Annotated in this window: 16 protein-coding genes and 5 tRNA genes; all 21 read right to left on the bottom strand. The window is 65.1% G+C overall.

What is annotated here, in order from left to right:
• Positions 1 to 378 precede the first annotated feature (378 nt).
• A tRNA-Phe gene (locus RZE77_RS03035) sits at positions 379 to 454 on the bottom strand.
• A gap of 18 nt (positions 455 to 472) precedes the next feature.
• Positions 473 to 1174: a response regulator gene (locus tag RZE77_RS03030; protein ID WP_012745757.1), complete on the bottom strand. Its 702-nt coding sequence runs from the start codon at positions 1172 to 1174 to the stop codon at positions 473 to 475.
• Between the two features lie 91 nt (positions 1175 to 1265).
• The gene (locus RZE77_RS03025; protein ID WP_319440627.1) at positions 1266 to 3596 is read right to left on the bottom strand and encodes a sensor histidine kinase; all 2331 of its coding nucleotides are present in this window, start codon (positions 3594 to 3596) and stop codon (positions 1266 to 1268) included.
• Entirely contained in the window at positions 3593 to 4240 is a 648-nt protein-coding gene (locus RZE77_RS03020) for a DUF4390 domain-containing protein (protein ID WP_319440626.1), read from the bottom strand. The genes RZE77_RS03025 and RZE77_RS03020 overlap by 4 nt, the downstream gene beginning before the upstream one ends.
• Positions 4221 to 5549: a 16S rRNA (cytosine(967)-C(5))-methyltransferase RsmB gene (gene rsmB, locus RZE77_RS03015; protein WP_319440625.1), complete on the bottom strand. Its 1329-nt coding sequence runs from the start codon at positions 5547 to 5549 to the stop codon at positions 4221 to 4223. Before rsmB ends, RZE77_RS03020 begins: the two co-directional genes overlap by 20 nt.
• Positions 5550 to 5690: 141 nt before the next feature.
• On the bottom strand, positions 5691 to 6293 hold the full coding sequence (locus tag RZE77_RS03010) for a LemA family protein (RefSeq protein WP_319440624.1): 603 nt from the start codon (positions 6291 to 6293) through the stop codon (positions 5691 to 5693).
• Positions 6294 to 6395: 102 nt separating this feature from the next.
• Positions 6396 to 10625 (bottom strand): DNA-directed RNA polymerase subunit beta', encoded by a 4230-nt coding sequence (gene rpoC, locus RZE77_RS03005; protein ID WP_012745752.1) that lies wholly within the window; start codon positions 10623 to 10625, stop codon positions 6396 to 6398.
• 21 nt (positions 10626 to 10646) lie between these two features.
• Positions 10647 to 14771: a DNA-directed RNA polymerase subunit beta gene (gene rpoB, locus RZE77_RS03000; protein WP_319440623.1), complete on the bottom strand. Its 4125-nt coding sequence runs from the start codon at positions 14769 to 14771 to the stop codon at positions 10647 to 10649.
• Between the two features lie 248 nt (positions 14772 to 15019).
• Positions 15020 to 15394: a 50S ribosomal protein L7/L12 gene (rplL, locus tag RZE77_RS02995; protein WP_319429248.1), complete on the bottom strand. Its 375-nt coding sequence runs from the start codon at positions 15392 to 15394 to the stop codon at positions 15020 to 15022.
• Positions 15395 to 15437: 43 nt separating this feature from the next.
• Positions 15438 to 15971: a 50S ribosomal protein L10 gene (rplJ, locus tag RZE77_RS02990; protein WP_012745749.1), complete on the bottom strand. Its 534-nt coding sequence runs from the start codon at positions 15969 to 15971 to the stop codon at positions 15438 to 15440.
• A gap of 248 nt (positions 15972 to 16219) precedes the next feature.
• Positions 16220 to 16918, bottom strand: coding sequence for a 50S ribosomal protein L1 (gene rplA / locus RZE77_RS02985; RefSeq protein ID WP_319440622.1), 699 nt, complete (start codon positions 16916 to 16918; stop codon positions 16220 to 16222).
• A complete protein-coding gene (rplK, locus tag RZE77_RS02980) occupies positions 16919 to 17350 on the bottom strand; it encodes a 50S ribosomal protein L11 (protein WP_013539105.1) in 432 nt (143 codons plus the stop codon).
• A gap of 136 nt (positions 17351 to 17486) precedes the next feature.
• Positions 17487 to 18098: a transcription termination/antitermination protein NusG gene (gene nusG / locus RZE77_RS02975; RefSeq protein ID WP_012745746.1), complete on the bottom strand. Its 612-nt coding sequence runs from the start codon at positions 18096 to 18098 to the stop codon at positions 17487 to 17489.
• Positions 18099 to 18482, bottom strand: a complete 384-nt coding sequence (secE, locus tag RZE77_RS02970) for a preprotein translocase subunit SecE (protein ID WP_012745745.1) — start codon at positions 18480 to 18482, stop codon at positions 18099 to 18101. It abuts the gene before it with no gap.
• Between the two features lie 137 nt (positions 18483 to 18619).
• Positions 18620 to 18695, bottom strand: a tRNA-Trp gene (locus tag RZE77_RS02965).
• 19 nt (positions 18696 to 18714) lie between these two features.
• A complete protein-coding gene (gene tuf / locus RZE77_RS02960; protein WP_012745744.1) occupies positions 18715 to 19908 on the bottom strand; it encodes an elongation factor Tu in 1194 nt (397 codons plus the stop codon).
• 74 nt (positions 19909 to 19982) lie between these two features.
• Positions 19983 to 20057, bottom strand: a tRNA-Thr gene (locus RZE77_RS02955).
• A 40-nt stretch (positions 20058 to 20097) separates the two neighbouring features.
• Positions 20098 to 20171, bottom strand: a tRNA-Gly gene (locus RZE77_RS02950).
• Positions 20172 to 20236: 65 nt separating this feature from the next.
• Positions 20237 to 20322, bottom strand: a tRNA-Tyr gene (locus tag RZE77_RS02945).
• 91 nt (positions 20323 to 20413) lie between these two features.
• Positions 20414 to 21133: a uracil-DNA glycosylase gene (locus RZE77_RS02940; RefSeq protein WP_319440621.1), complete on the bottom strand. Its 720-nt coding sequence runs from the start codon at positions 21131 to 21133 to the stop codon at positions 20414 to 20416.
• Positions 21130 to 21930: an indole-3-glycerol phosphate synthase TrpC gene (trpC, locus tag RZE77_RS02935; protein WP_319440620.1), complete on the bottom strand. Its 801-nt coding sequence runs from the start codon at positions 21928 to 21930 to the stop codon at positions 21130 to 21132. Before trpC ends, RZE77_RS02940 begins: the two co-directional genes overlap by 4 nt.
• Position 21931: the final 1 nt, after the last annotated feature.

The following is a 21931-nucleotide window of genomic DNA, read 5'->3' as shown; positions in this document are numbered from 1 at the left end:
TGTTGCACAAAATCAGCTTGATTCTCATTGATGGTCAATTGACAGCACCGTCAACAAGCCAAACCGTTAGTAGCGTCCTAACAGCGTAGCACTGCTAACAGCAAGCTCTGCGCCTCTGCAAGTACTGACGCCATCGCTGACACTGCTAGTAGCAGCCCCACTCTGCGCGATCGTAGTAGCAGGTTTCTGTCACGGCGGCGGTAGTAGCGATCGCCCTCGCCCCACCCGTTATTAACGCGTTTTAATTGCGAAGAGAAAGTAGGAGCAGAACTCGGAGCAAAAGTAGCTCACCGAGCCTCGCCGACAACACAAATCCCACGGTGGGAATAAAACGGAAAAGGCGCTACAACTTTCATAGCTGTAGCGCCTTTTGGGTATTGGTGGCCTGGGGCGGAATCGAACCACCGACACGCGGATTTTCAATCCGCTGCTCTACCAACTGAGCTACCGGGCCTTGGTGTGCAGCCTTAAATTATACAGCGCTTCTGCGCCCTCTCGAAAGATCGACGCCAAGTTGTTTGAGCTTGCGGTAGAGATGGGTGCGTTCCAGGCCGGTCTTCTCGGCGACGCGGGTCATCGAGCCGTTCTCCATGGCCAGGTGGAATTCGAAGTAGGCCTTCTCGAAACCGTCGCGCGCGTCGCGCAGCGGGCGGTCGAGGTCGAAGCTCTGGGTCGACTGCGGGCCGGCGTCGGGCACCGGCACGGAGGCGAGCGAGGCCAGCAGCAGGCTGTCGCCGGTGGTGGTGATGGCGGCCGAGGGGTTGATGCCCGGGGCCGGGGGCACCACGCCGGCTGCCGCGCGCCTGGCGTTCTCGCGCGCGAGGCCCTGCTCCACGGCCTTCAGGAGCTTCTGCAGCGTGATGGGCTTCTCGAGGAACGCGAAGGCGCCGATGCGGGTGGCGTCGACGGCGGTGTCGATGGTGGCGTGGCCGCTCATCATGATGACGGGCATGCTCAGCAGCCCGGCGGTGGACCATTCCTTGAGCAGCGTGACGCCGTCGGTGTCGGGCATCCAGATGTCGAGCAGCACGAGGTCGGGCCGTGCGCGCTGCCGCGCTGCGCGTGCCTCGGCCGCGTTTTCCGCCAACTCCACGTTGTGGCCTTCGTCATTGAGAATTTCGAAGAGCAGGTCCCTAATGCCCAGCTCGTCATCGACCACGAGAATGTTTGCCATGAGTGCTGCTTGTTGTATGCGCCGGTATCTGCAATGTGTGTAGGGTCCGCCAGCCGCCCCATCGTCTGTGCGCGACGGGTTTCTTTCACGCTCAGGCGGCGGAAGACTTCGGATCTTCGGTGTGAGCGACCGCTGTTTGCGGCTCGCCTGCCAGCGCGAATGATAGCGAGACTTGCGCCCCTGCTACAGCCCCATCGACAACGCGGTTGGAAAGCTCGATGCGGGCGCCGTGCTCGTCGGCGATCTTCTTGACCACGGCCAGCCCCAAACCTGTACCTTTTGTTTTCGTGGTGACGTAGGGCTCGAAGGCGCGCTTGAGAATGTTCTCGGCAAAACCCGGCCCGCTGTCCTGCACGGTGAGGCGCACGCGCTGGCCCGAATCGCCCAGGCGGGTGCGGATGACGACCTCGCCGGCGCGGCCGGTGGTGCTGGCGGCGGCCTCGGCGGCGTCCTGGGCGTTCTGCAGCAGGTTGTGGATGACCTGGCGGATCTGCTGGGCGTCGCCGCGGATGGGCGGGCAGCGCTCGTCGAGCTCGGAGCGCAGCGCGATGGGCGCGTTCTCGGCGCTGTAGAGCTGGAGCACGTCGGCCAGCAGCGCGTTGAGGTCGACCGGCTTCAGGTCGGCCGCGGGCAGGCGGGCGTAGTCGCGGAACTCGTTGACCAGCCGCTTCATGGCGTCGACCTGGTCGACGATGGTCTTGACCGACTTGACGAGCACGGCCTGCTCGGACGGCGCGACCTTGCCCGAGAGCTTCATCTCGAGCCGCTCGGCCGAAAGCTGGATGGGCGTGAGCGGGTTCTTGATCTCGTGGGCCAGGCGGCGCGCCACTTCGCCCCAGGCCTGCGCGCGCTGTGCGGAGACGATCTCGGAAATGTCGTCGAACACCAGCAGCCGCGCGGCCCCCGGCAGTTCCGCGCCGCGCGCGACGATGTTGATGGCGCTGTCCTGCTGCGGCAGGTCGTTGCCGGTGGCGTGCAGCTCGAAGGCGTGCTGCCAGTGGTCCAGGCCGTGCTGCAGCCGCTCGACCTGGAATTCGTCGAACTGCTGCTGCACGCTGGTGCCGAAGTCGGCCAGCCCGGGCACCTGGGCGAGCGGCATGCCCTCGTAGGCGGCGAGTGGCGCACGCAGCACGCGGGTGGCGCCGGGGTTGGTGGAAAGGATGGTGCCCTTGGCGTCGAGCACGATCACGCCGGAGGTCAGGTTGTCCAGAATGGTCTGCAGGTTGGCGCGGGCGGCATCGAGCTGGCCCATGGTTTTTTCGACGGCGCCGCGGGCATCGGCCAGCTGCTGGGTCATGACGGCGAAGGAGCGCGTGAGGCCGCCCAGCTCGTCCTTGCCCTGCAGCACGGCGGTCGGCCGCAGGTCGCCGCCGGCCACCTGGCGAACGCCGTCCGCCAGCACGAGCAGCGGCCGCGCGAGCTGGTTGCCGAACAGCACGGCCAGCAGCACGGCGCCGAACACGGCCAGGAAAAGGCTCAGCGTGAGGGTGCCGATGTACATGCGCCGCAGGCCCTCGCGGGCCAGCGCCCGCTCCTGGTATTCGCGGTTGGCCTCCTGCACGGCGAGTGCGTTGGCCACCACCGCGGGCGGCAGGGGCTGCGTCACCTGCAGGAAGCGCGGCGCCGTGTCGAAGTCGAAGCCCGGCCGCTGCACCATCGCGAGGGCGCGCACGCTGGCGGGCGGCAGGTTGGCGCCCGGCGCGGCGGTTTCGTCCAGGCCTTCGATATGGGCGATGGCGCGGTCGGCGCGCACCTGCCGCAACTGCTGGGTGGTCGGCCGCTCGGGGTTGAGCTGGAAGCGCGAGGCGCCGGCGCCGGCCACCAGCTGACCGGTGCCGGTCCAGAGCACGACGTCGCTGGCCTGGAGCTGGTCGCGGATGCGCTCGAGGACAAGGCCGGCGCTCGCATCGGGCACCTGCACCAGCTGGGCGCTGGCCACGCGCGTCTTGGCGGCCAGGTCGTCCGCGAGCGAGTCGAGCGTGGCGCGGCCGAGGTTCAGGCCGGCGTCGAGTGCGCCCTCCACCTTGACGTCGAACCAGCTTTCGATCGAACGCGCGACGAACTGGTAGGACACCACGTAGACCAGCGCGCCCGGCACCACGCCCACCAGCGCGAAGATGGCCGCAAGCTTGATGAGCAGGCGGCTGCCGAACTTGCCCTGGCGCAGCCGCCGCAGCAGCCGGAAGGCGACCCAGCCGATCACCAGCACCAGCAGCACCGCCACCACCACGTTGATGCCGAACAGGCGCACGTAGTAGCGCTCGTACAGCGCGCGGTTGTTGGTGGCCTGGGCCAGCAGGAACATCAGCACCAGGCCGATGGCCGTGACCAGCGCGGCGCCCACGCCCACGGCCCAGCGGACCGCGCGCGAGCGGCGTGCGGCGGGCGTGGCCGCTGCGCCGCTGCGCGGCTTGTTGCTCACCGCTGCTTCTCCAGCACCAGCTTGGCGCTGCGCTCGGCCACGATGTTCCAGTCGGCCTGGCCGACCACGCCGATCTGGAACGGGCGCGGCAGCTGCGAGGTGTCGAGCCGGAAGCGGAACACGACCTGGTGCAGCGGCTCGTCGCCGACCTCGGCCACGTCGCCCAGCCGCAGCCGGCCGACGCGCTTGACGGCGTCCATGGCGTCGGCAAGGCTGTCGAAGTTCTGGTTCAGCGAGACGCCGAATCCCGCGGTGCCGGTGATGGGCACCGGCGACACGTTGAGCCGCCAGCGGCGCGTGAGCGGCTGGTAGGCCAGGCGCATGTGGCGCGTGACCTGCGCCACCTTGCGGTCGGTCCAGTACCAGCGCTCCTGGAAGACCTCGGCCTCGGCCACGAAGTAGATGGCAATGCCCTTGTCGAGCACCTCCTCGACCAGCGAGGGCAGCTCGAACTGCACCGCCGCCGTGAGATAGACGCCGTCGTCGGCCTGCTCCAGCCGCATCTGGGTGACCGATGGCACGACGCGCCCCTGCGCCACCGCAATCGGGAGCAGGCAGGTCAGCAGCAATGCCCAGGCCAGCACGAGCCCGGCCAGCGGCGCCAGGGCGCGCCGCCTGCGGGCCTCAGCGCGGACGTTTTTCAAGCAGGGCGTAGAAGAAGCCGTCGTGGTCACCTGAGGGATTGTCCGGGACGGCGCGGGCATTCGCCCCGCTTTGGGGAAGCAAATGGCCCGGCGATGCCCCCAATCGGGCATCGGTGTTGTGCGCAAGGAACGCATCGATTTGCTGCGAGCCCTCTTCCCGGAATACGGAACAGGTGCAGTAGAGCAGCCGGCCGCCGGGCCGGACCAGGGGCCAGAGAGCCGCGAGCAGCGCCGCCTGCTGGACCGCCAGCTGGGCGGTGTCGCTCTCGCGGCGCAGCCAGCGCACGTCGGGATGGCGCCGGACGATGCCCGAAGCGGTGCACGGCGCATCGAGCAGGATGGCGTCGAAGGGCGTGCCGTCCCACCAGGCGGATGGCCGCGCGGCATCGGCCACCACCACCTGGGCGGACAGGCCGAGCCGGCCCAGGGTTTCGTCGATGCGGCGGCTGCGGGCGGCATCGACCTCGAGCGCCGTCACCTCAACGGCCGCCGGGCCGGCAAACTCCAGCAGGTGCGCGGTCTTGCCGCCGGGAGCGGCGCAGGCATCGAGCACGCGCAGGGGCACTGCCCCGGCCGCCGGCAGCAGGCCTTCGAGCAGCAGCGGCGCGGCCAGCTGCGCGGCGGCGTCCTGCACCGAGCATTCGCCGTCGGCAAAACCCGGCAGCTGCTGCACCGGGCGCGCGCGCGCCAGCTGCAGGCCCGCCTGCCCCACCCGGACGGCCTCGAGGCCCACCGCCTGCAGCGCCAGCTGATAGGAGGCCACGGTGGTCTTCTGGAGGTTGACGCGCAGCGTCATCGGCGGCTGCGCGTTGTCGGCGGCAAGCACGCGCTGCCAGTCCCGCGGATGGTCGCGCTTGAGCCGCTCGATCCACCAGCGCGGATGGTTCCACTGCGCCACCGGCTCATGGTCGGTCGCGGCCACGAGTTCGTCGCGCTCGCGCAGGAAGCGCCGCAGGCAGGCATTGATGAAGCTCGCCTGCGCGCGCGTGGCGGGATTGCGCTTTGCCGCCTCGACGGCCTGGTCGACCAGCGTGAAGGGTTCGTAGGGCGCGTGCTGCGCATCCCAGGCCAGTGCCAATGCGGTGCACAGGAGCGCGTCGGGCAGCGGCGGCGGCGTGCGCTTGGCCAGGTGGCGGCGCAGGGCCTCGGCGCGGCCGAGCCAGCGCAGCACCTGGAAGCCGAGCGCCTGCACGCCGGGGCGCATCGCGGGCTCGACGGCTTCGAACGCGACGGTGCCCGAGCTGCCGGCGCGAATCGACGCGAGCGCCGCCGCGGTCAGCTGCAGCTGGCGCCACAGCGGAGGTTGCATCGGCGGCGCAGTGCCGGCGGAATGATCGGAAGATAGTTCTGACAAGTTGGGGCGATGGTAAGGGGCGTCAACGGGCGCGCCGCAGGTGCGGCGCCCCGCGAGCGTACGAAGAAAAAATGCAACGCCGGCGTCTGGACAACTTCAAAGCAGCGGCGCGGCCGGGCGCAAACGCACCATCCATGCCACCAGCAGCGCCGGAAACTGGACGATGGCGGCGTTGTACTGCCCCACCGCCAGGTTGAACTGGCTGCGTGCGATTTCCGCCGCGGCCGAAGGCTCGGGCCAGGCCATGGGTTCGAGCGTGCCGGAGGCCGCACCGGCGCCGGCCGGCAGCAGCAGCGCCGGCCGCGAGAGCGTTCCGTCCGCCTCGAAGACCGTCACCGCGTCCGGATGCTGGCGCTGCCAGGCCGTGATCAGCACCTGCAGCGCCGTGGCCAGCGCGGCCATGGCGCCGGGGTCGAGCGGATGCAGCCGGGTGGCGCCCAGCAGGGTCGCAAGCTGGGTGGTGGCGGCCTGCAGCGGTGCCACGGCCGACGAATGGCCGGACGCGTCCTTTTCCGGCAGCGCGGCCGTGATGCTGGCCTGGACGAAATCCAGCTGCTTCCGAAGGGCCGCATCGAGCGTGGCATAGGCCTGGAGCACGGCAGCGCGCAGCCGCACGAGCCGGTTGTACGCGCCCACGAACCAGAACAGGAGCACGGCAATGACGATCCAGCCGACCATCGAATCGGGCAACACGCTCATCGGCAAAAACGCTTCGCAATAGACAACTCAAAGAAAAACGCCCCCCAACCGGGGGCGGTCGGGGGGCGTCGGATACCGGTCATGGCCGGTGATGCTAACCAGTTATTCGGACGCGGCGCCTTCGCTGGCGTCGGCCGTGGTGGAAACATCGCTGGTCGAACCGGCCAGTTCGGCGGCTTCGGATTCGGCGATGGCGCGGCGCTCGGCCTCGTCCATCTGATCCTTGGCCTTGCGCGCCTGGTGGTAGGCCATGCCGGTGCCCGCTGGGATCAGGCGGCCGACGATGACGTTTTCCTTCAGGCCGCGCAGCTCGTCGCGCTTGCCCATGATCGCGGCTTCGGTCAGCACGCGCGTCGTTTCCTGGAACGAAGCGGCAGAGATGAACGAGTCGGTCGACAGCGATGCCTTCGTGATACCCAGCAGCAGGTTGGTGAACGTCGCGGGGATCTTGCCTTCGGCGCGCAGTGCGTCGTTGGTGTTGAGCATTTCGCTGCGTTCGACCTGTTCGCCGGAGATGTAGCCGGTCTCGCCGATGTTGTCGACCACGACGCGGCGCAGCATCTGGCGAACGATCACCTCGATGTGCTTGTCGTTGATCTTCACGCCCTGCAGGCGGTACACGTCCTGCACTTCGTCCACGATGTAGCGCGCGAGTTCTTCCGAACCCAGCAGGCGCAGGATGTCCTGCGGGTCCGCCGGACCGTCGACCACGCTTTCGCCCTTGTTCACCACCTGGCCTTCGTGCACCAGGATGTTCTTTTCCTTCGGCACGAGGTCTTCCCAGACGGTGCCTTCGGGATCGGTGATCTGCAGGCGGATCTTGCCCTTCGTTTCCTTGCCGAACGACACGGTACCGGTCATTTCGGCCAGCATGCCCTTGTCCTTCGGCGAACGGGCTTCGAACAGCTCGGCAACGCGCGGCAGACCGCCGGTGATGTCGCGGGTCTTCTGGCCTTCGACCGGAATACGCGCCAGCACTTCGCCGGGGCCCACGTCCTGGCCGTCGCGGATCTGCACCAGGGCGCCGATCGGGAAGCCGATCGTCACCGAGTGGTCGGTGCCCGGGATCTTCACTTCGGCACCGGAGGCGTCGATGAGCTTCACCTGCGGGCGCACGACCTTGGCAGCGCCGCGGCGCTTCGGATCGATCACGACCAGGGTCGACAGGCCGGTCACTTCGTCCACCTGCTTGGCGACGGTGAGGCCTTCTTCCACGTTCTCGAACTGCGTCTTGCCGGCGAATTCCGTGATGATCGGGCGCGTCAGCGGATCCCAGTTGGCGAGCACGTGGCCGGCCTTGATCTGCTGGTCGGCCTTGACCGCCAGGATCGCGCCGTACGGCACCTTGTGGCGTTCGCGCTCGCGGCCGTGTTCGTCATGGATGACGATCTCGCCCGAACGTGCAATCACCACCAGCTCGTTCTTGCTGTTGGTCACGTAGCGCATCGTGGCGTTGAAGCCGATCACGCCGTTGGACTTGGCTTCGACGCTCGAGGCCACGGCCGCACGCGATGCCGCACCACCGATGTGGAAGGTACGCATCGTGAGCTGCGTGCCGGGTTCGCCGATGGACTGCGCAGCGATCACACCGACAGCTTCGCCGATGTTGATCAGGCCACCGCGGCCCAGATCGCGGCCGTAGCAGGTCGCGCAGATGCCGAAGCGGGTTTCGCAGGTCAGCGCGGTACGCACCTTGACCTCGTCGACGCCTTGCGCCTCGAGCTCTTCGATGTTGTCCTCGTCGAACATCTCGCCGGCCTTCAGCAGCACCGAGCGGTTTTCCGGGTGCAGCACGTCGTCGGCAGCCGAGCGGCCGAGGATACGGTCGCGCAGCGATTCGATCACTTCACCGCCTTCGACGATGGCGCGCATCAGGTAGCCGCCGTGCGTGCCGCAGTCCTGCTCGGTCACGACCAGGTCTTGCGTCACGTCGACCAGACGGCGGGTCAGGTAGCCCGAGTTCGCCGTCTTCAGCGCCGTGTCGGCCAGACCCTTTCGGGCACCGTGGGTGGAGATGAAGTACTCCAGCACGTTCAGGCCTTCGCGGAAGTTCGCGGTGATGGGCGTCTCGATGATCGAGCCGTCCGGCTTGGCCATCAGGCCACGCATGCCGGCCACCTGGCGGATCTGCGCTGCGGAACCGCGGGCGCCGGAGTCGGCCATCATGTAGATGGAGTTGAACGACTCCTGCTCCACTTCCTTGCCGTGGCGGTCGATGACCTTCTGCTTCGACAGCTTGGCCATCATGACCTTCGACACTTCGTCGCCGGCCTTGCCCCAGATGTCCACCACCTTGTTGTAGCGTTCGCCGGAAGTCACCAGACCGGAGACGTACTGCTGCTCGATCTCCTTCACTTCCTTGGCCGAGCGCTCGATGATGCCGTGCTTTTCAGCGGGCACCAGCATGTCGTCGATGGCGATCGAGATGCCGGCCTTGGTGGCCAGACGGAAGCCGTTCTGCAGCAGCTTGTCGGCGAACACCACGGTCTCTTTCAGGCCGCACTTGCGGAACGAGACGTTGATGAGCTTGGAAATTTCCTTCTTCTTCAGCGCCTTGTTGATGTTCGAGAACGGCAGGCCCTTGGGCAGGATCTCGGACAGCAGTGCACGGCCCACGGTGGTGTCCACCAGCGACGTGGAAGGCGTGAATTCGCCGGTTTCCTTGTCCTTGGTGTATTCCGTGATGCGCACTGCCACCTTGGCGGTCAGTTCGACTTCGTTGGCGTCGAGCGCGCGCTGCACTTCACCGATGTCGGAGAAGATCAGGCCCTCGCCCTTGCCGTTGATGCGGTCGCGGGTCGTGTAGTACAGACCCAGCACCACGTCCTGCGAAGGAACGATCGACGGTTCGCCCGAAGCCGGGAACAGCACGTTGTTGGAGGCCAGCATCAGCGTGCGGGCTTCCATCTGCGCTTCCACCGACAGCGGCACGTGGACGGCCATCTGGTCGCCGTCGAAGTCGGCGTTGAAGGCCGCGCAAACCAGCGGATGCAGCTGGATCGCCTTGCCTTCGATCAGGATCGGCTCGAACGCCTGGATGCCCAAACGGTGCAGCGTAGGCGCACGGTTCAGCATGACCGGGTGTTCCTTGATCACTTCTTCCAGGATGTCCCAGACCACCGGCGTGCCCGATTCGACTTCCTTCTTGGCAGCCTTGATCGTGGTCGCGATGCCCATGGCTTCGAGGCGCGAGAAGATGAAGGGCTTGAACAGCTCGAGCGCCATCAGCTTCGGCAGGCCGCACTGGTGCAGCTTGAGCGTTGGGCCCACCACGATGACCGACCGGCCCGAGTAGTCGACGCGCTTGCCCAGCAGATTCTGGCGGAAGCGGCCGCTCTTGCCCTTGATCATGTCGGCGAGCGACTTGAGCGCGCGCTTGTTGGCGCCCGTCATGGCCTTGCCGCGGCGGCCGTTGTCCAGCAGCGAGTCGACAGCTTCTTGCAGCATCCGCTTTTCATTGCGAGCAATGATTTCCGGAGCCTTGAGCTCCAGCAGGCGGCGCAGGCGCGAATTGCGGTTGATGACGCGGCGGTACAGGTCGTTCAGGTCGGAGGTCGCGAAGCGGCCGCCGTCCAGCGGCACCAGCGGACGCAGGTCCGGCGGCAGCACGGGCAGCACGTCGAGCACCATCCATTCGGGCTTGATGCCCGACTTGCGGAAGGCCTCGAGCACCTTCAGGCGCTTGGAGTTCTTCTTGACCTTGACTTCGGAGCCGGTCAGGTCGCCGCGCAGGCGTTCGATCTCGCTGTCGAGTTCGATGCCTTCGAGCAGGTCCTTGATGCCTTCGGCGCCCATCTTGGCGACGAACTCGTCGCCGTATTCCTTGCGCTTCGCGTCATAGTCGTCCTCGGACATGATGCCGAACTTCTTCAGCGGGGTCATGCCGGGGTCGGTGATCACGTAGGCTTCGAAGTACAGCACGCGTTCGATGTCGCGCAGCGTCATGTCGAGCACGAGGCCCAGGCGCGACGGCAGCGACTTCAGGAACCAGATGTGCGCGCAGGGCGCGGCCAGGTCGATGTGGCCCATGCGCTCGCGGCGCACCTTGGTCTGCGTGACTTCGACGCCGCACTTCTCGCAGATCACGCCGCGGTGCTTCAGGCGCTTGTACTTGCCGCACAGGCACTCGTAGTCCTTGATGGGGCCGAAGATCTTGGCGCAGAAGAGGCCGTCGCGCTCGGGCTTGAACGTGCGGTAGTTGATCGTCTCGGGCTTCTTCACCTCGCCGAAAGACCACGAACGGATCTTCTCGGGCGAAGCCATGCCGATCTTGATGGCATCGAAATGCTCATCGGGCGTGAATTGCTTGAACAGGTCGAGTAGCGATTTCATAAGACTCTTTCCCTTTTCAAATTAAGAACGCTCGAGCTCGATGTCGAGCCCCAGCGAACGAATTTCCTTGACCAGCACGTTGAACGATTCCGGCATGCCGGCTTCGATCGAGTGCTCGCCCTTGACGATGCTTTCGTACACCTTGGTACGGCCTTGCACGTCGTCGGACTTCACGGTCAGCATTTCCTGCAGCACGTAGGCGGCGCCGTAGGCTTCCAGCGCCCACACTTCCATTTCGCCGAAACGCTGGCCGCCGAACTGCGCCTTGCCGCCCAGCGGCTGCTGGGTGACGAGCGAGTACGGGCCGGTCGAACGGGCGTGCATCTTGTCGTCCACCAGGTGATGCAGCTTCAGGAAGTGCATGTAGCCGACGGTGACGGGACGCTCGAACTGGTCGCCGGTGCGGCCGTCGTACAGGTAGGCCTGCGTGCGCGTCTCGGTCAGGCCCTTGAGCTTGGCGATGTCGTCCGGATAGGCGAGCTTCAGCATGCCGCGGATTTCATCTTCCGAGGCGCCGTCGAACACCGGCGTGGCGAAGGTCGCACCGCTCTGCAGGTTGGCTGCCATTTCGAGCACGTCGGTATCGCTCAGCTGGCTGAGGTCTTCCTTGCGGCCCGAGCCGTTGTACAGCTGCTCCATGAACTTGCGCAGTTCGGCCACCTTGGCCTCCTGCTGCAGCAGGTCGCCGATGCGGTGGCCGATGCCCTTGCCGGCCCAGCCCAGGTGCACTTCGAGCACCTGGCCCACGTTCATCCGCGAAGGCACGCCCAGCGGATTCAGGCAGATGTCGCACGGCGTGCCGTCGGCCATGTGGGGCATGTCTTCGACCGGAACGATCTTCGACACCACACCCTTGTTGCCGTGGCGGCCCGCCATCTTGTCGCCGGGCTGCAGGCGGCGCTTGACGGCCAGGTAGACCTTGACCATCTTGAGCACGCCCGCGGGCAGCTCGTCGCCCTGCGTGAGCTTCTTGCGCTTTTCCTCGAACGCGAGGTCGAAGCTGTGGCGCGTCTGCTCCAGCGAGTTCTTGATCGACTCGAGCTGCGTGGCCACTTCGTCGTCCGCCGGGCGGATGTCGAACCAGTGGAACTTCTCGACCGACGACAGGTAGGCCTTGTCGAGCTTGGTGCCCTTGGCCAGCTTGTTCGGGCCGCCGTTGGCGACCTTGCCGGTCAGGAGCTTCTCGATACGGTCGAACGCGTCGGCTTCGACGATGCGAAGCTGGTCGTTCAGGTCGAGGCGGAAGCGCTTGAGCTCGTCGTCGATGATCTGCTGGGCGCGCTTGTCGCGCGTGATGCCTTCGCGGGTGAACACCTGCACGTCGATCACGGTGCCTTGCGAGCCCTGGTCCACGCGCAGCGAGGTGTCCTTCACGTCGGAAGCCTTCTCGCCGAAGATGGCGCGAAGCAGCTTCTCTTCTGGCGTCAGCGTGGTCTCGCCCTTCGGCGTGACCTTGCCCACCAGCGTGTCGCCCGGCTGCACTTCGGCACCCACGTAGATGATGCCGGACTCGTCCAGGCGGTTGAGCTGCTGCTCGGCCAGGTTCGGGATGTCGCGCGTGATTTCTTCGGCACCGAGCTTGGTGTCGCGGGCCATCACCACCAGTTCCTCGATGTGGATCGAGGTGTAGCGGTCTTCGGCGACGACGCGTTCCGAGATCAGGATCGAGTCTTCGAAGTTGTAGCCGTTCCAGGGCATGAACGCGATCAGCATGTTCTGGCCGAGGGCCAGTTCGCCGAGGTCGGTCGATGCGCCGTCGGCCACCACGTCGCCCTTGGCGATCTTGTCGCCGCGCTTGACGATCGGGCGCTGGTGGATGTTGGTGTTCTGGTTCGAACGCTGATACTTGATCAGGTTGTAGATGTCCACACCGACTTCACCGGCTGCCGCTTCGGCGTCGTTCACGCGCACCACGATGCGGGTCGCGTCGACGTAGTCGACGATACCGCCGCGGGTGGCCGTGACCACGGTGCCGGAGTCGACCGCGGAGACGCGCTCGATGCCGGTGCCGACCATCGGCTTCTCGGGGCGCAGCACCGGCACGGCCTGGCGCTGCATGTTGGCGCCCATCAGCGCGCGGTTCGCGTCGTCGTGCTCGAGGAACGGCACGAGCGAAGCAGCCACCGACACGATCTGTGCGGGCGACACGTCCATGTACTGGATGCGCTCGGCACCCACCAGGATCGATTCGCCGGCTTCACGCGCGGAGACCAGGTCGCCGGTCAGCTTGCCTTCCTTGTCCAGCACCGCATTGGCCTGGGCGATGACGTACTTGCCTTCCTCGATGGCCGACAGGTAGTCGATCTCGTTGGTGACCTTGCTGTCGACCACGCGGCGGTACGGCGTCTCGATGAAGCCGTATTCGTTCAGGCGGGCGTACAGGGCCAGCGAGTTGATCAGGCCGATGTTCGGGCCTTCAGGCGTTTCGATCGGGCACACGCGGCCGTAGTGGGTCACGTGCACGTCGCGCACTTCGAAGCCGGCACGCTCGCGCGTCAGACCGCCCGGGCCAAGGGCCGACACGCGGCGCTTGTGGGTGATTTCGGACAGCGGGTTCGTCTGGTCCATGAACTGCGACAGCTGCGAGGCGCCGAAGAACTCCTTCAGCGCGGCCGAGATCGGCTTGCTGTTGATCAGGTCGTGCGGCATCAGCGGCTCTTGCTCCGCTTGACCCAGACGTTCCTTCACGGCCTTCTCGATGCGGGCGAGGCCGGTGCGGTACTGGTTCTCGGCCAGTTCGCCGACGCAACGCACGCGGCGGTTGCCCAGGTGGTCGATGTCGTCGACTTCGCCGTTGCCGTTGCGCAGGTCCACGAGGATCTTGACCACGGCCAGGATGTCTTCGTTGGTCAGCACCATCGGGCCGGTCGATTCGTCGCGGCCGACCTTGGCGTTGAACTTCATGCGGCCGACGCGCGACAGGTCGTACGTGTCCGGGTTGTAGAACAGGCGCTGGAACAGGGCCTGCACCGCGTCTTCCGTCGGCGGCTCGCCGGGGCGCATCATGCGGTAGATGGCCACGCGCGCTGCGAACTCGTCCACCGTCTCGTCGATGCGCAGGGTCTGCGAGATGTACGCGCCCTGGTCGAGTTCGTTGGTGTAGATCACCTGGATGTCCTGCACGCCGGCCGTGCGCAGCTTCTTCAGCAGTGCTTCGGTCAGTTCGTCGTTGGCCTTGGCCAGGATCTCGCCGGAGTCGGCGTCGACGATGTTGCGGGCAATGACGCGGCCGACCAGGAAGTCTTCCGGCACGCTGATGTGCGTGGTGCCCGACTGCTCGAGCTCGCGCGTGTGGCGCGCGGTCACGCGCTTGTCCTTGGCGACCACGACCTTGCCCGACTTGTCGGTGATGTCGAAGCGCGCGACTTCGCCGCGCAGGCGCTCGGGAACGAATTCCATCTGCGCGCCGCTGTCCATCAGGCGGAAGTTGTCGTTCACGAAGAAGTTCGCGAGGATCGATTCCGGGTTCAGGCCGATGGCCTTCAGCAGGATCGTGACCGGCATCTTGCGGCGGCGGTCGACGCGGAAGTACAGCATGTCCTTCGGGTCGAACTCGAAGTCGAGCCACGAACCGCGGTAGGGAATCACGCGGGCCGAGAACAGCAGCTTGCCCGAGCTGTGCGTCTTGCCCTTGTCGTGCTCGAAGAACACGCCCGGCGAACGGTGCAGCTGCGAGACGATCACGCGCTCGGTGCCGTTGATGATGAACGAACCCTTTTCGGTCATGAGCGGCACTTCGCCCATGTAGACCTCTTGTTCCTTCACTTCCTTGACCACCTTCGACTGCGAGGTCGACGATTCGCGGTCATAGATGATGAGCTGGACCTTGGCGCGCACGGCCGAGGCGAAGGTCAGGCCGCGGGTCTGGCATTCGCGCACGTCGAAGGCCGGCTTCGCGAGGTTGTACTCGAGGAACTTCATCTCGACAAAACCATTGTGCGAGACGATCGGGAAGGCAGCGTCGAACGCGGCCTGCAGGCCTTCGACGGTGCGTTGCTTGGGAGGAATGCCGGCTTGCAGGAACGCGGTGTACGCGTCTTTCTGCATCTGCAGCAGGTAGGGGATTTCTACGACGCTGTCGCGATTGCCGAAACTTTTTCGGATGCGCTTGCGTTCGGTGTAACTGTACGCGGACGATTGGGCCATGAGAGCTCCGGAGCTTGAGATCTTCAGCGACTTGTCAGCAGTGCCGAGGCACCACTGCTTGGCGGCTGGCCACTACCAGCCGTTGGCGGACAGCGATGCGTTGCACATCGCCCGAACCAAGGGGTCTTCTGCAGTCGGGGTCAGAAGACACTCGAAAACCGTCTTTTTTCCGGTTTTCGGGTGCGCTCTGAAAGCGGCAAAGGCTGGAGGGCCTTTTCAGGCACCTCCAGCCCTCTAGCGGGTCTGAATTACTTCAGTTCCACCTTGGCGCCGGCGTCTTCCAGCTTCTTCTTGGCGGCTTCAGCGTCAGCCTTCGACAGGCCTTCCTTGACAGCCTTGGGAGCGGCTTCCACCAGGTCCTTGGCTTCCTTGAGGCCCAGGCCGGTGATTTCGCGCACGGCCTTGATCGCCGAAACCTTGTTCGCGCCTGCATCCATCAGCATGACGTTGAACTCGGTCTGCTCTTCAGCCACGACGGCAGCAGCGCCACCGCCAGCAGCCGGAGCCGACATTGCCGCGGCGCTCACGCCGAACTTCTCTTCGATGGCTTTCACCAGGTCGTTGAGTTCCAGGACCGTCATGCTGTCGAGCGCGGTCAGAAATGCGTCTTTATCGAATGCCATTTTTGTTTCCTAACAATTGGGTTGAATATTTCAAACGCAAGGCTCAAGCAGCCTGCGCTTCTGCCGGTGCATCGGCGGGTGCAGCTTCGCCACCACCGCGCTTCTCGGCCAGCGCCGCGAGCACGCGGGCGGTACGAGAGATCGGGGATTGCATCAAGCCCAGCAATTGCGCCAGCAGCACTTCCTTGGAAGGGATGTTGGCCAGTTGCTTCACGCCGTTCACGTCCAGGGCCTTGCCGCCGAATGCGCCGCCGCGAATCACCAACTTGTCGTTGGTCTTCGCGAAATCGGCCACCACCTTGGCGGCGGCCACTGCGTCTTCGGAAAAGCCATAGATCAGCGGGCCGGTCATCTGGTCGCCAACAATCTCAAATGCGCTACCAGCGACAGCACGGCGTGCCAGCGTGTTCTTCAACACGCTGAGGGTCACACCCTTGCTGCGAGCTTCGCTGCGCAGTTTGGTCATATCGGCCACCGTGATGCCACGGTATTCCGCCATCACGAGCGTTTGAGCTTTAGCGGCGAGGCTGGTCACATCACTGATGACCGCTTCTTTCTCACTGCGATTCAGACTCAAGGTCTACTCCTTTTAATGCGACCTTCGGCCGGGGCCTCGGATCGCGCTTCATGCAGCGACCAACTGTCAGGAACAAAAAAACAAATTCCTTGCAGTGGGGTCGCCATCTGCGCTGGATACCGGAAGGATCGATCCGGCGATTAAGTGCAGCGCCCTGCACACCAGCGGTCTTGGATGGCCCGCGGCAACTGGAGCTGCCGCGACCCACCACATCTGCCCTCTCCTTGCGGATCGGGCAAATCTCTTCTTTAGCTCGCCGCGATGGTCTGCGTGTCCACGCGGACACCCAGGCCCATGGTCGACGACACAGCCACCTTGCGCAGGTACACGCCCTTGCTGGTCGCCGGCTTGGCCTTGACCAGAGCGTCGATCAGCGCGGCGAGGTTGCCTTGCAGCTTGTCGTTGTCGAACGAGCGGCGGCCGATCGTGCCGTGCACGATGCCGGCCTTGTCGACGCGGAACTGGACCTGGCCTGCCTTGGCGTTCTTGACAGCCGTGGCGACGTCCGGGGTCACCGTGCCAACCTTGGGGTTGGGCATCAGGCCGCGCGGGCCGAGGATCTGGCCGAGCGTACCGACCACGCGCATGGCGTCGGGGGCCGCAATCACGACGTCGAAAGGCATGTCGCCAGCCTTGACCATGGCAGCCAGGTCGTCCATGCCGACGATGTCGGCGCCGGCGGCCTTGGCTTCTTCAGCCTTGGCGCCCTGGGCGAACACGGCCACGCGCTTGGTCTTGCCGGTGCCGTTGGGCAGCACGACGGCGCCGCGCACGACCTGGTCCGACTTCTTCGCGTCGATGCCGAGCTGCACGGCCACGTCGATCGATTCGTCGAACTTGGCGGTGGCGGCGTCCTTGACGATGACGATCGCGTCAACCAGCGGGTACAGCTTGTTGCTGTCGACCTTGCCTGCGAGCGCTTTTTGCTTCTTGGTGATCTTGGCCATTTACACGCCCTCCACATTCACGCCCATCGAGCGGGCAGTACCGGCGATGGTGCGAACCGCGGCGTCCATGTCGGCAGCCGTCAGGTCCTTCATCTTGGTCTTGGCGATTTCCTCGAGCTGAGCGCGCGTGATCTTGCCGACCTTGTCGAGGTGCGGACGAGCCGAACCCTTGTCCAGCTTGATCGCCTTCTTGATCAGCACGCCAGCGGGCGGCGACTTGATGATGAAGGTGAAGCTCTTGTCGGCGAACGCGGTGATGACCACCGGCAGCGCCAGACCCGGCTCGTAGCTCTGCGTCTGCGCATTGAACGCCTTGCAGAACTCCATGATGTTCAGACCACGTTGGCCCAGTGCGGGACCGATCGGTGGTGACGGGTTGGCCTTGCCAGCTGGCACTTGCAGCTTGACGAAGCCGACGATTTTTTTCGCCATTTTTTGCTCCTTGCGGGTGATAGCGCCTTGGCTTTCGCCGCAGCTCCCCGGGGGTTAGACGACTCTTCTGCTCAAGGCCGCGCACCGAGTCGGATAGCGCGCAACCGGAAATGGTTCAGGCCTTTCGGCCCGAAGCTCAGGTCTTCTCGACCTGGCTGAACTCGAGCTCCACGGGTGTCGCGCGGCCGAAGATCATGACCGACACGCTGACCTTGCTCTTCTCGTAGTTGACTTCCTCGACGGTGCCGTTGAAGTCGGTGAACGGGCCTTCCTTGACGCGCACGAATTCGCCGACGGTGAACTCGACCTTGTGGCGCGGCTTCTCGGTGCCCTGCTGCATCTGGCTGACGATGCCTTCGACCTCTTTCTGCGAGATCGGGGCCGGACGGTTCTTGGCGCCGCCAACGAAGCCCGTCACCTTGTTGGTGTGCTTCACCAGGTGCCAGCTCTCGTCGTCCATGATCATTTCGACCAGCACGTAGCCCGGGAAGAAGCGGCGCTCGGTGGTGCGCTTCTGGCCGTTCTTGATCTCGACCACTTCTTCGGTCGGCACCAGGATGCGGCCGAACTTGTCCTGCATGCCGGCGCGGTTGATGCGCTCGATGATGTTGCGCTCGACGGCCTTTTCCATGCCCGAATAGGCATGCACCACGTACCAACGCAGATCGGGGTTGGCGGCGGGAGCCAGCACGGAGGTGTTTTCTTCCTCGGGGCTGCTCGGCGTGGTTTCAACTACGTCGTCGGTCATTTATTTTCTCCAGCCCAGAATGAGGTCGAAAAACACCCATTCGAGCGTCTTGTCGGTGAGCCAGAGGAAAACGGACATGACGGCCACGAAGGCAAACACGTAAGCCGTCATCTGCATGGCTTCCTTGCGGGTCGGCCAGACGACTTTCTTGACCTCGCGCCACGAGTCGCGGCCGAAAGCCCACAGCTGGCGGCCATTCTCGGAGCTGCCGAAGGCGCCCACGGCCGCGGCCAGGCCAACCAGCAGCGCAGCCCATTGCACCAGCGAGCCCTGGCGCGCCAGCAGGTAGAACGCCACGATGGCGCCCACTGCCAGCACCACCGACGCGGCCAATTTGGCCTTGTCGGCACCCGTGCTCACGGTTTCGATTTGAGAAGTGGCCATGTTCGGCTGATTTCCTGTGGCCTTTCGGCCTTCAATTCAATGCGCCTTCTTGAGACGCCGAAGCCCATCGGGTCACGATGGGCTTTTTTAGCCTCCCATCGGGTGATGGATGGGCTTTTTCGGAGGCGCCACCTAAGTGGCAGGGGCAGTAGGAATCGAACCTACAACCTTCGGTTTTGGAGACCGACGCTCTGCCAATTGAGCTATACCCCTCCGGTACTCTTTGCTCGGCTTAGATGTCGAGGATCTTTGCCACGACGCCCGAACCCACGGTGCGGCCGCCTTCGCGGATGGCGAAGCGGAGACCCTCTTCCATCGCGATCGGGTTGATCAGCTTCACGGTGATGCTGACGTTGTCGCCAGGCATGACCATTTCCTTGTCCTTGGGCAGCTCGATCGCGCCGGTCACGTCCGTCGTGCGGAAGTAGAACTGCGGACGGTAGTTGTTGAAGAACGGCGTGTGACGGCCACCTTCGTCCTTGGACAGCACGTACACCTCGGCGGTGAAGTGCGTGTGCGGCTTGATCGAGCCGGGCTTGCACAGCACCTGGCCGCGCTCGACTTCTTCGCGCTTGGTGCCGCGCAGCAGCACGCCGACGTTGTCGCCAGCCTGACCCTGGTCGAGCAGCTTGCGGAACATTTCCACGCCGGTGCAGGTGGTCTTGACGGTCGGGCGGATGCCGACGATCTCGATTTCCTCGCCGACCTTGATCACGCCGCGCTCGACGGCGCCGGTCACCACGGTGCCGCGCCCGGAGATCGAGAACACGTCTTCCACGGGCATCAGGAAGGTGCCGTCCACGGCGCGCTCGGGCGTCGGGATGTAGGTGTCCAGCGCTTCGGCCAGCTTCATGATGGCTTCTTCACCGAGCTTGCCCTTGTCGCCTTCCAGGGCGAGCTTGGCCGAGCCGTGGATGATGGGGGTGTCGTCGCCGGGGAACTCGTACTTGTCGAGCAGCTCGCGCACTTCCATTTCGACGAGCTCGAGCAGTTCGGCGTCGTCCACCATGTCGCACTTGTTCAGGAACACGATGATGTAGCCCACACCCACCTGGCGCGCCAGCAGGATGTGCTCGCGGGTCTGGGGCATGGGGCCGTCGGCGGCCGAGCACACGAGAATGGCGCCGTCCATCTGGGCCGCGCCGGTGATCATGTTCTTGACGTAGTCGGCGTGGCCGGGGCAGTCGACGTGGGCGTAGTGGCGGTTGGCCGTCTCGTACTCGACGTGGGCGGTGTTGATGGTGATGCCGCGGGCCTTTTCTTCGGGCGCCGCGTCGATCTGGTCGTAGGCCTTGGCTTCGCCGCCGAACTTGGCCGACAGCACCGTGGCGATGGCCGCCGTCAGCGTGGTCTTGCCGTGGTCAACGTGACCGATCGTGCCCACGTTCACGTGCGGCTTGGTGCGGGTGAATTTACCTTTTGCCATTTTTCGACTCCGAAAAAAACGATTTCAACGTATGCAGATGGGTTGCAAACCTGCCGTTGCAACCCCCTAAAAACTGGTGCCCTTTGCGGGAATCGGACCCGCGACCTCTCCCTTACCAAGGGAGTGCTCTACCACTGAGCCAAAAGGGCTTTGTCTAACCAATCGCTTTCCGGCGCCGAACCGGGTCTCTGGAGCGGGAGACGGGAATCGAACCCGCGTCATCAGCTTGGAAGGCTGGGGTTCTACCATTGAACTACTCCCGCATCGGGGGCACTTCAAGGCACCCAAAGCGCTAGATCCAATCGCTCTTAGAAACCAAATTCATCGCTGGTGGAGAGGGCTGGATTCGAACCAGCGTACTCGTTAGAGGGCAGATTTACAGTCTGCTGCCATTAACCACTCGGCCACCTCTCCGGCGAACCTCGAAATATAGCACGGTTTTGTGACTACGCAGAACTCAGCACCAAGAAGATGCGGGGAACTGCCCGAGGCGAAACAGCCGGCATTATCCGTGAATTTCGCCGCCCGGCTGGCGCGCGAGCCGCCAGGCGCGCGCTTCGCCGAAGTGGCCGCAGCCGATGAACGGGACCGGCGGGCGCAAGGCCGAAAGCGGCGACGGATGATTCGACATCAGCACCTTATGGCGGCCAATGTCGATCAACGCGCGCTTACTTTGCGCATGCGAGCCCCAGAGCATAAAAACAACAGGTTTCTCGCCGGCTGAAACATGGCGGATGACTGCGTCGGTCAGCACCTCCCAGCCGCGGCCCGAATGGCTGGCCGGCTGCCCTTCCTCGACCGTGAGGCAGGTGTTGAGCAGCAGCACGCCGTGGGTCGCCCATTTCACCAGGCTGCCACCGGGGTTCGGAAACGGCGGTGGTGGCGTTCCCAGGTCGCGCTGGAGCTCCTTGAAGATGTTGCGCAGCGATGGCGGCAGCGCCACGCCGGGCGCCACGGAGAACGCGAGCCCCTCCGCCTGGCCGCGCCCGTGGTACGGGTCCTGCCCGAGGATGACGACGCGCACGTCTTCGGGCGGCGTCAGCTCCAGTGCGCGCAGCGGCTGCGGCGGGAAGATGACCGCGCCCGCATCGAGGCGCTCGCGCAGGAAACCGAGCAGCTTCTGCCCCACGATGCCGGCAAAGAAGCCGTCCACCAGCGGCTGCCAGCCCGGTGCGACGGGCCAGTCGGCCGGATCGCTGCTCGCCAGCTGATCGGGCCGGCTCATTTGAACAATGCGGCGAGCGCCTCGCCGGGTTCCTTGGCGCGCATGAAGGCCTCGCCGACCAGGAAGGCATGGACGCCGGCCGTGCGCAGGGTTGCGACGTCCTCGCGCGTGGCAATGCCCGATTCGGTGACGGCCAGCCGGTCGGCCGGCAGCCTGGGCAGCAGGTCGATGGTGGCCTGGATCGACACCTCGAAATTGCGCAGGTTGCGGTTGTTCACGCCGATGAGCGGCGTCTTGAGCTTGAGCGCGCGCTCGAGTTCGGCCGCGTCGTGCACTTCGACCAGCACCGCCATGCCGAGGCCGCGTGCAATGGCTTCATAGTCCTTCATCTGCGCGTCGTCGAGGCAGGCGGCGATCAACAGCACGGCATCGGCGCCCATCGCGCGCGATTCGTACACCTGGTAGGCGTCGACGATGAAGTCCTTGCGCAGCACCGGCAGGTCGCAAGAGGCGCGGGCCTGCTTGAGGTAGTCGACACCGCCCTGGAAGAACTGCTTGTCGGTCAGCACCGAGAGGCAGGCGGCGCTGATCTGGCCGTCGCCTTCGGCATAGCTCTGCGCGATGTCGGCCGGAATGAAGTCTTCGCGCAGCACGCCCTTGCTCGGGCTGGCCTTCTTGACCTCGGCGATCACGGCAGCCTGGCCGGCGGCGATCTTGGCGCGCAGCGCGCCCTCGAAATCGCGCGTCAGCACGCGGCTTTCGGCGTCGAAGCGCACGGCTTCGAGCGGGCTTTTCTTTTGCGCCGCAGCAATTTCCTGCCGCTTGACGGCGATGATCTTGTCGAGGATGTCGGACATT

Origin of the sequence: Variovorax sp. SPNA7 (genome assembly GCF_033807855.1) — a bacterium.
In the GTDB taxonomy this organism is placed as follows: domain Bacteria; phylum Pseudomonadota; class Gammaproteobacteria; order Burkholderiales; family Burkholderiaceae_C; genus Variovorax; species Variovorax beijingensis.
The sequence above is the reverse complement of the archived record's forward strand: the minus strand, read 5'-3'. Positions and strand labels throughout refer to the sequence as shown.

Coding starts and splice junctions, on each gene's coding strand:
- RZE77_RS02940 (WP_319440621.1), bottom strand. CDS start 21,133: ATGAGCCGGCCCGATCAGCTGGCGAGCAGCGATCCGGCCGACTGGCCC.
- trpC (WP_319440620.1), bottom strand. CDS start 21,930: ATGTCCGACATCCTCGACAAGATCATCGCCGTCAAGCGGCAGGAAATT.
- RZE77_RS03010 (WP_319440624.1), bottom strand. CDS start 6,293: ATGAGCGTGTTGCCCGATTCGATGGTCGGCTGGATCGTCATTGCCGTG.
- rsmB (WP_319440625.1), bottom strand. CDS start 5,549: ATGCAACCTCCGCTGTGGCGCCAGCTGCAGCTGACCGCGGCGGCGCTC.
- rplA (WP_319440622.1), bottom strand. CDS start 16,918: ATGGCCAAGATCACCAAGAAGCAAAAAGCGCTCGCAGGCAAGGTCGAC.
- rplK (WP_013539105.1), bottom strand. CDS start 17,350: ATGGCGAAAAAAATCGTCGGCTTCGTCAAGCTGCAAGTGCCAGCTGGC.
- rpoB (WP_319440623.1), bottom strand. CDS start 14,771: ATGGCCCAATCGTCCGCGTACAGTTACACCGAACGCAAGCGCATCCGA.
- nusG (WP_012745746.1), bottom strand. CDS start 18,098: ATGACCGACGACGTAGTTGAAACCACGCCGAGCAGCCCCGAGGAAGAA.
- rpoC (WP_012745752.1), bottom strand. CDS start 10,625: ATGAAATCGCTACTCGACCTGTTCAAGCAATTCACGCCCGATGAGCAT.
- tuf (WP_012745744.1), bottom strand. CDS start 19,908: ATGGCAAAAGGTAAATTCACCCGCACCAAGCCGCACGTGAACGTGGGC.
- rplL (WP_319429248.1), bottom strand. CDS start 15,394: ATGGCATTCGATAAAGACGCATTTCTGACCGCGCTCGACAGCATGACG.
- RZE77_RS03030 (WP_012745757.1), bottom strand. CDS start 1,174: ATGGCAAACATTCTCGTGGTCGATGACGAGCTGGGCATTAGGGACCTG.
- secE (WP_012745745.1), bottom strand. CDS start 18,482: ATGGCCACTTCTCAAATCGAAACCGTGAGCACGGGTGCCGACAAGGCC.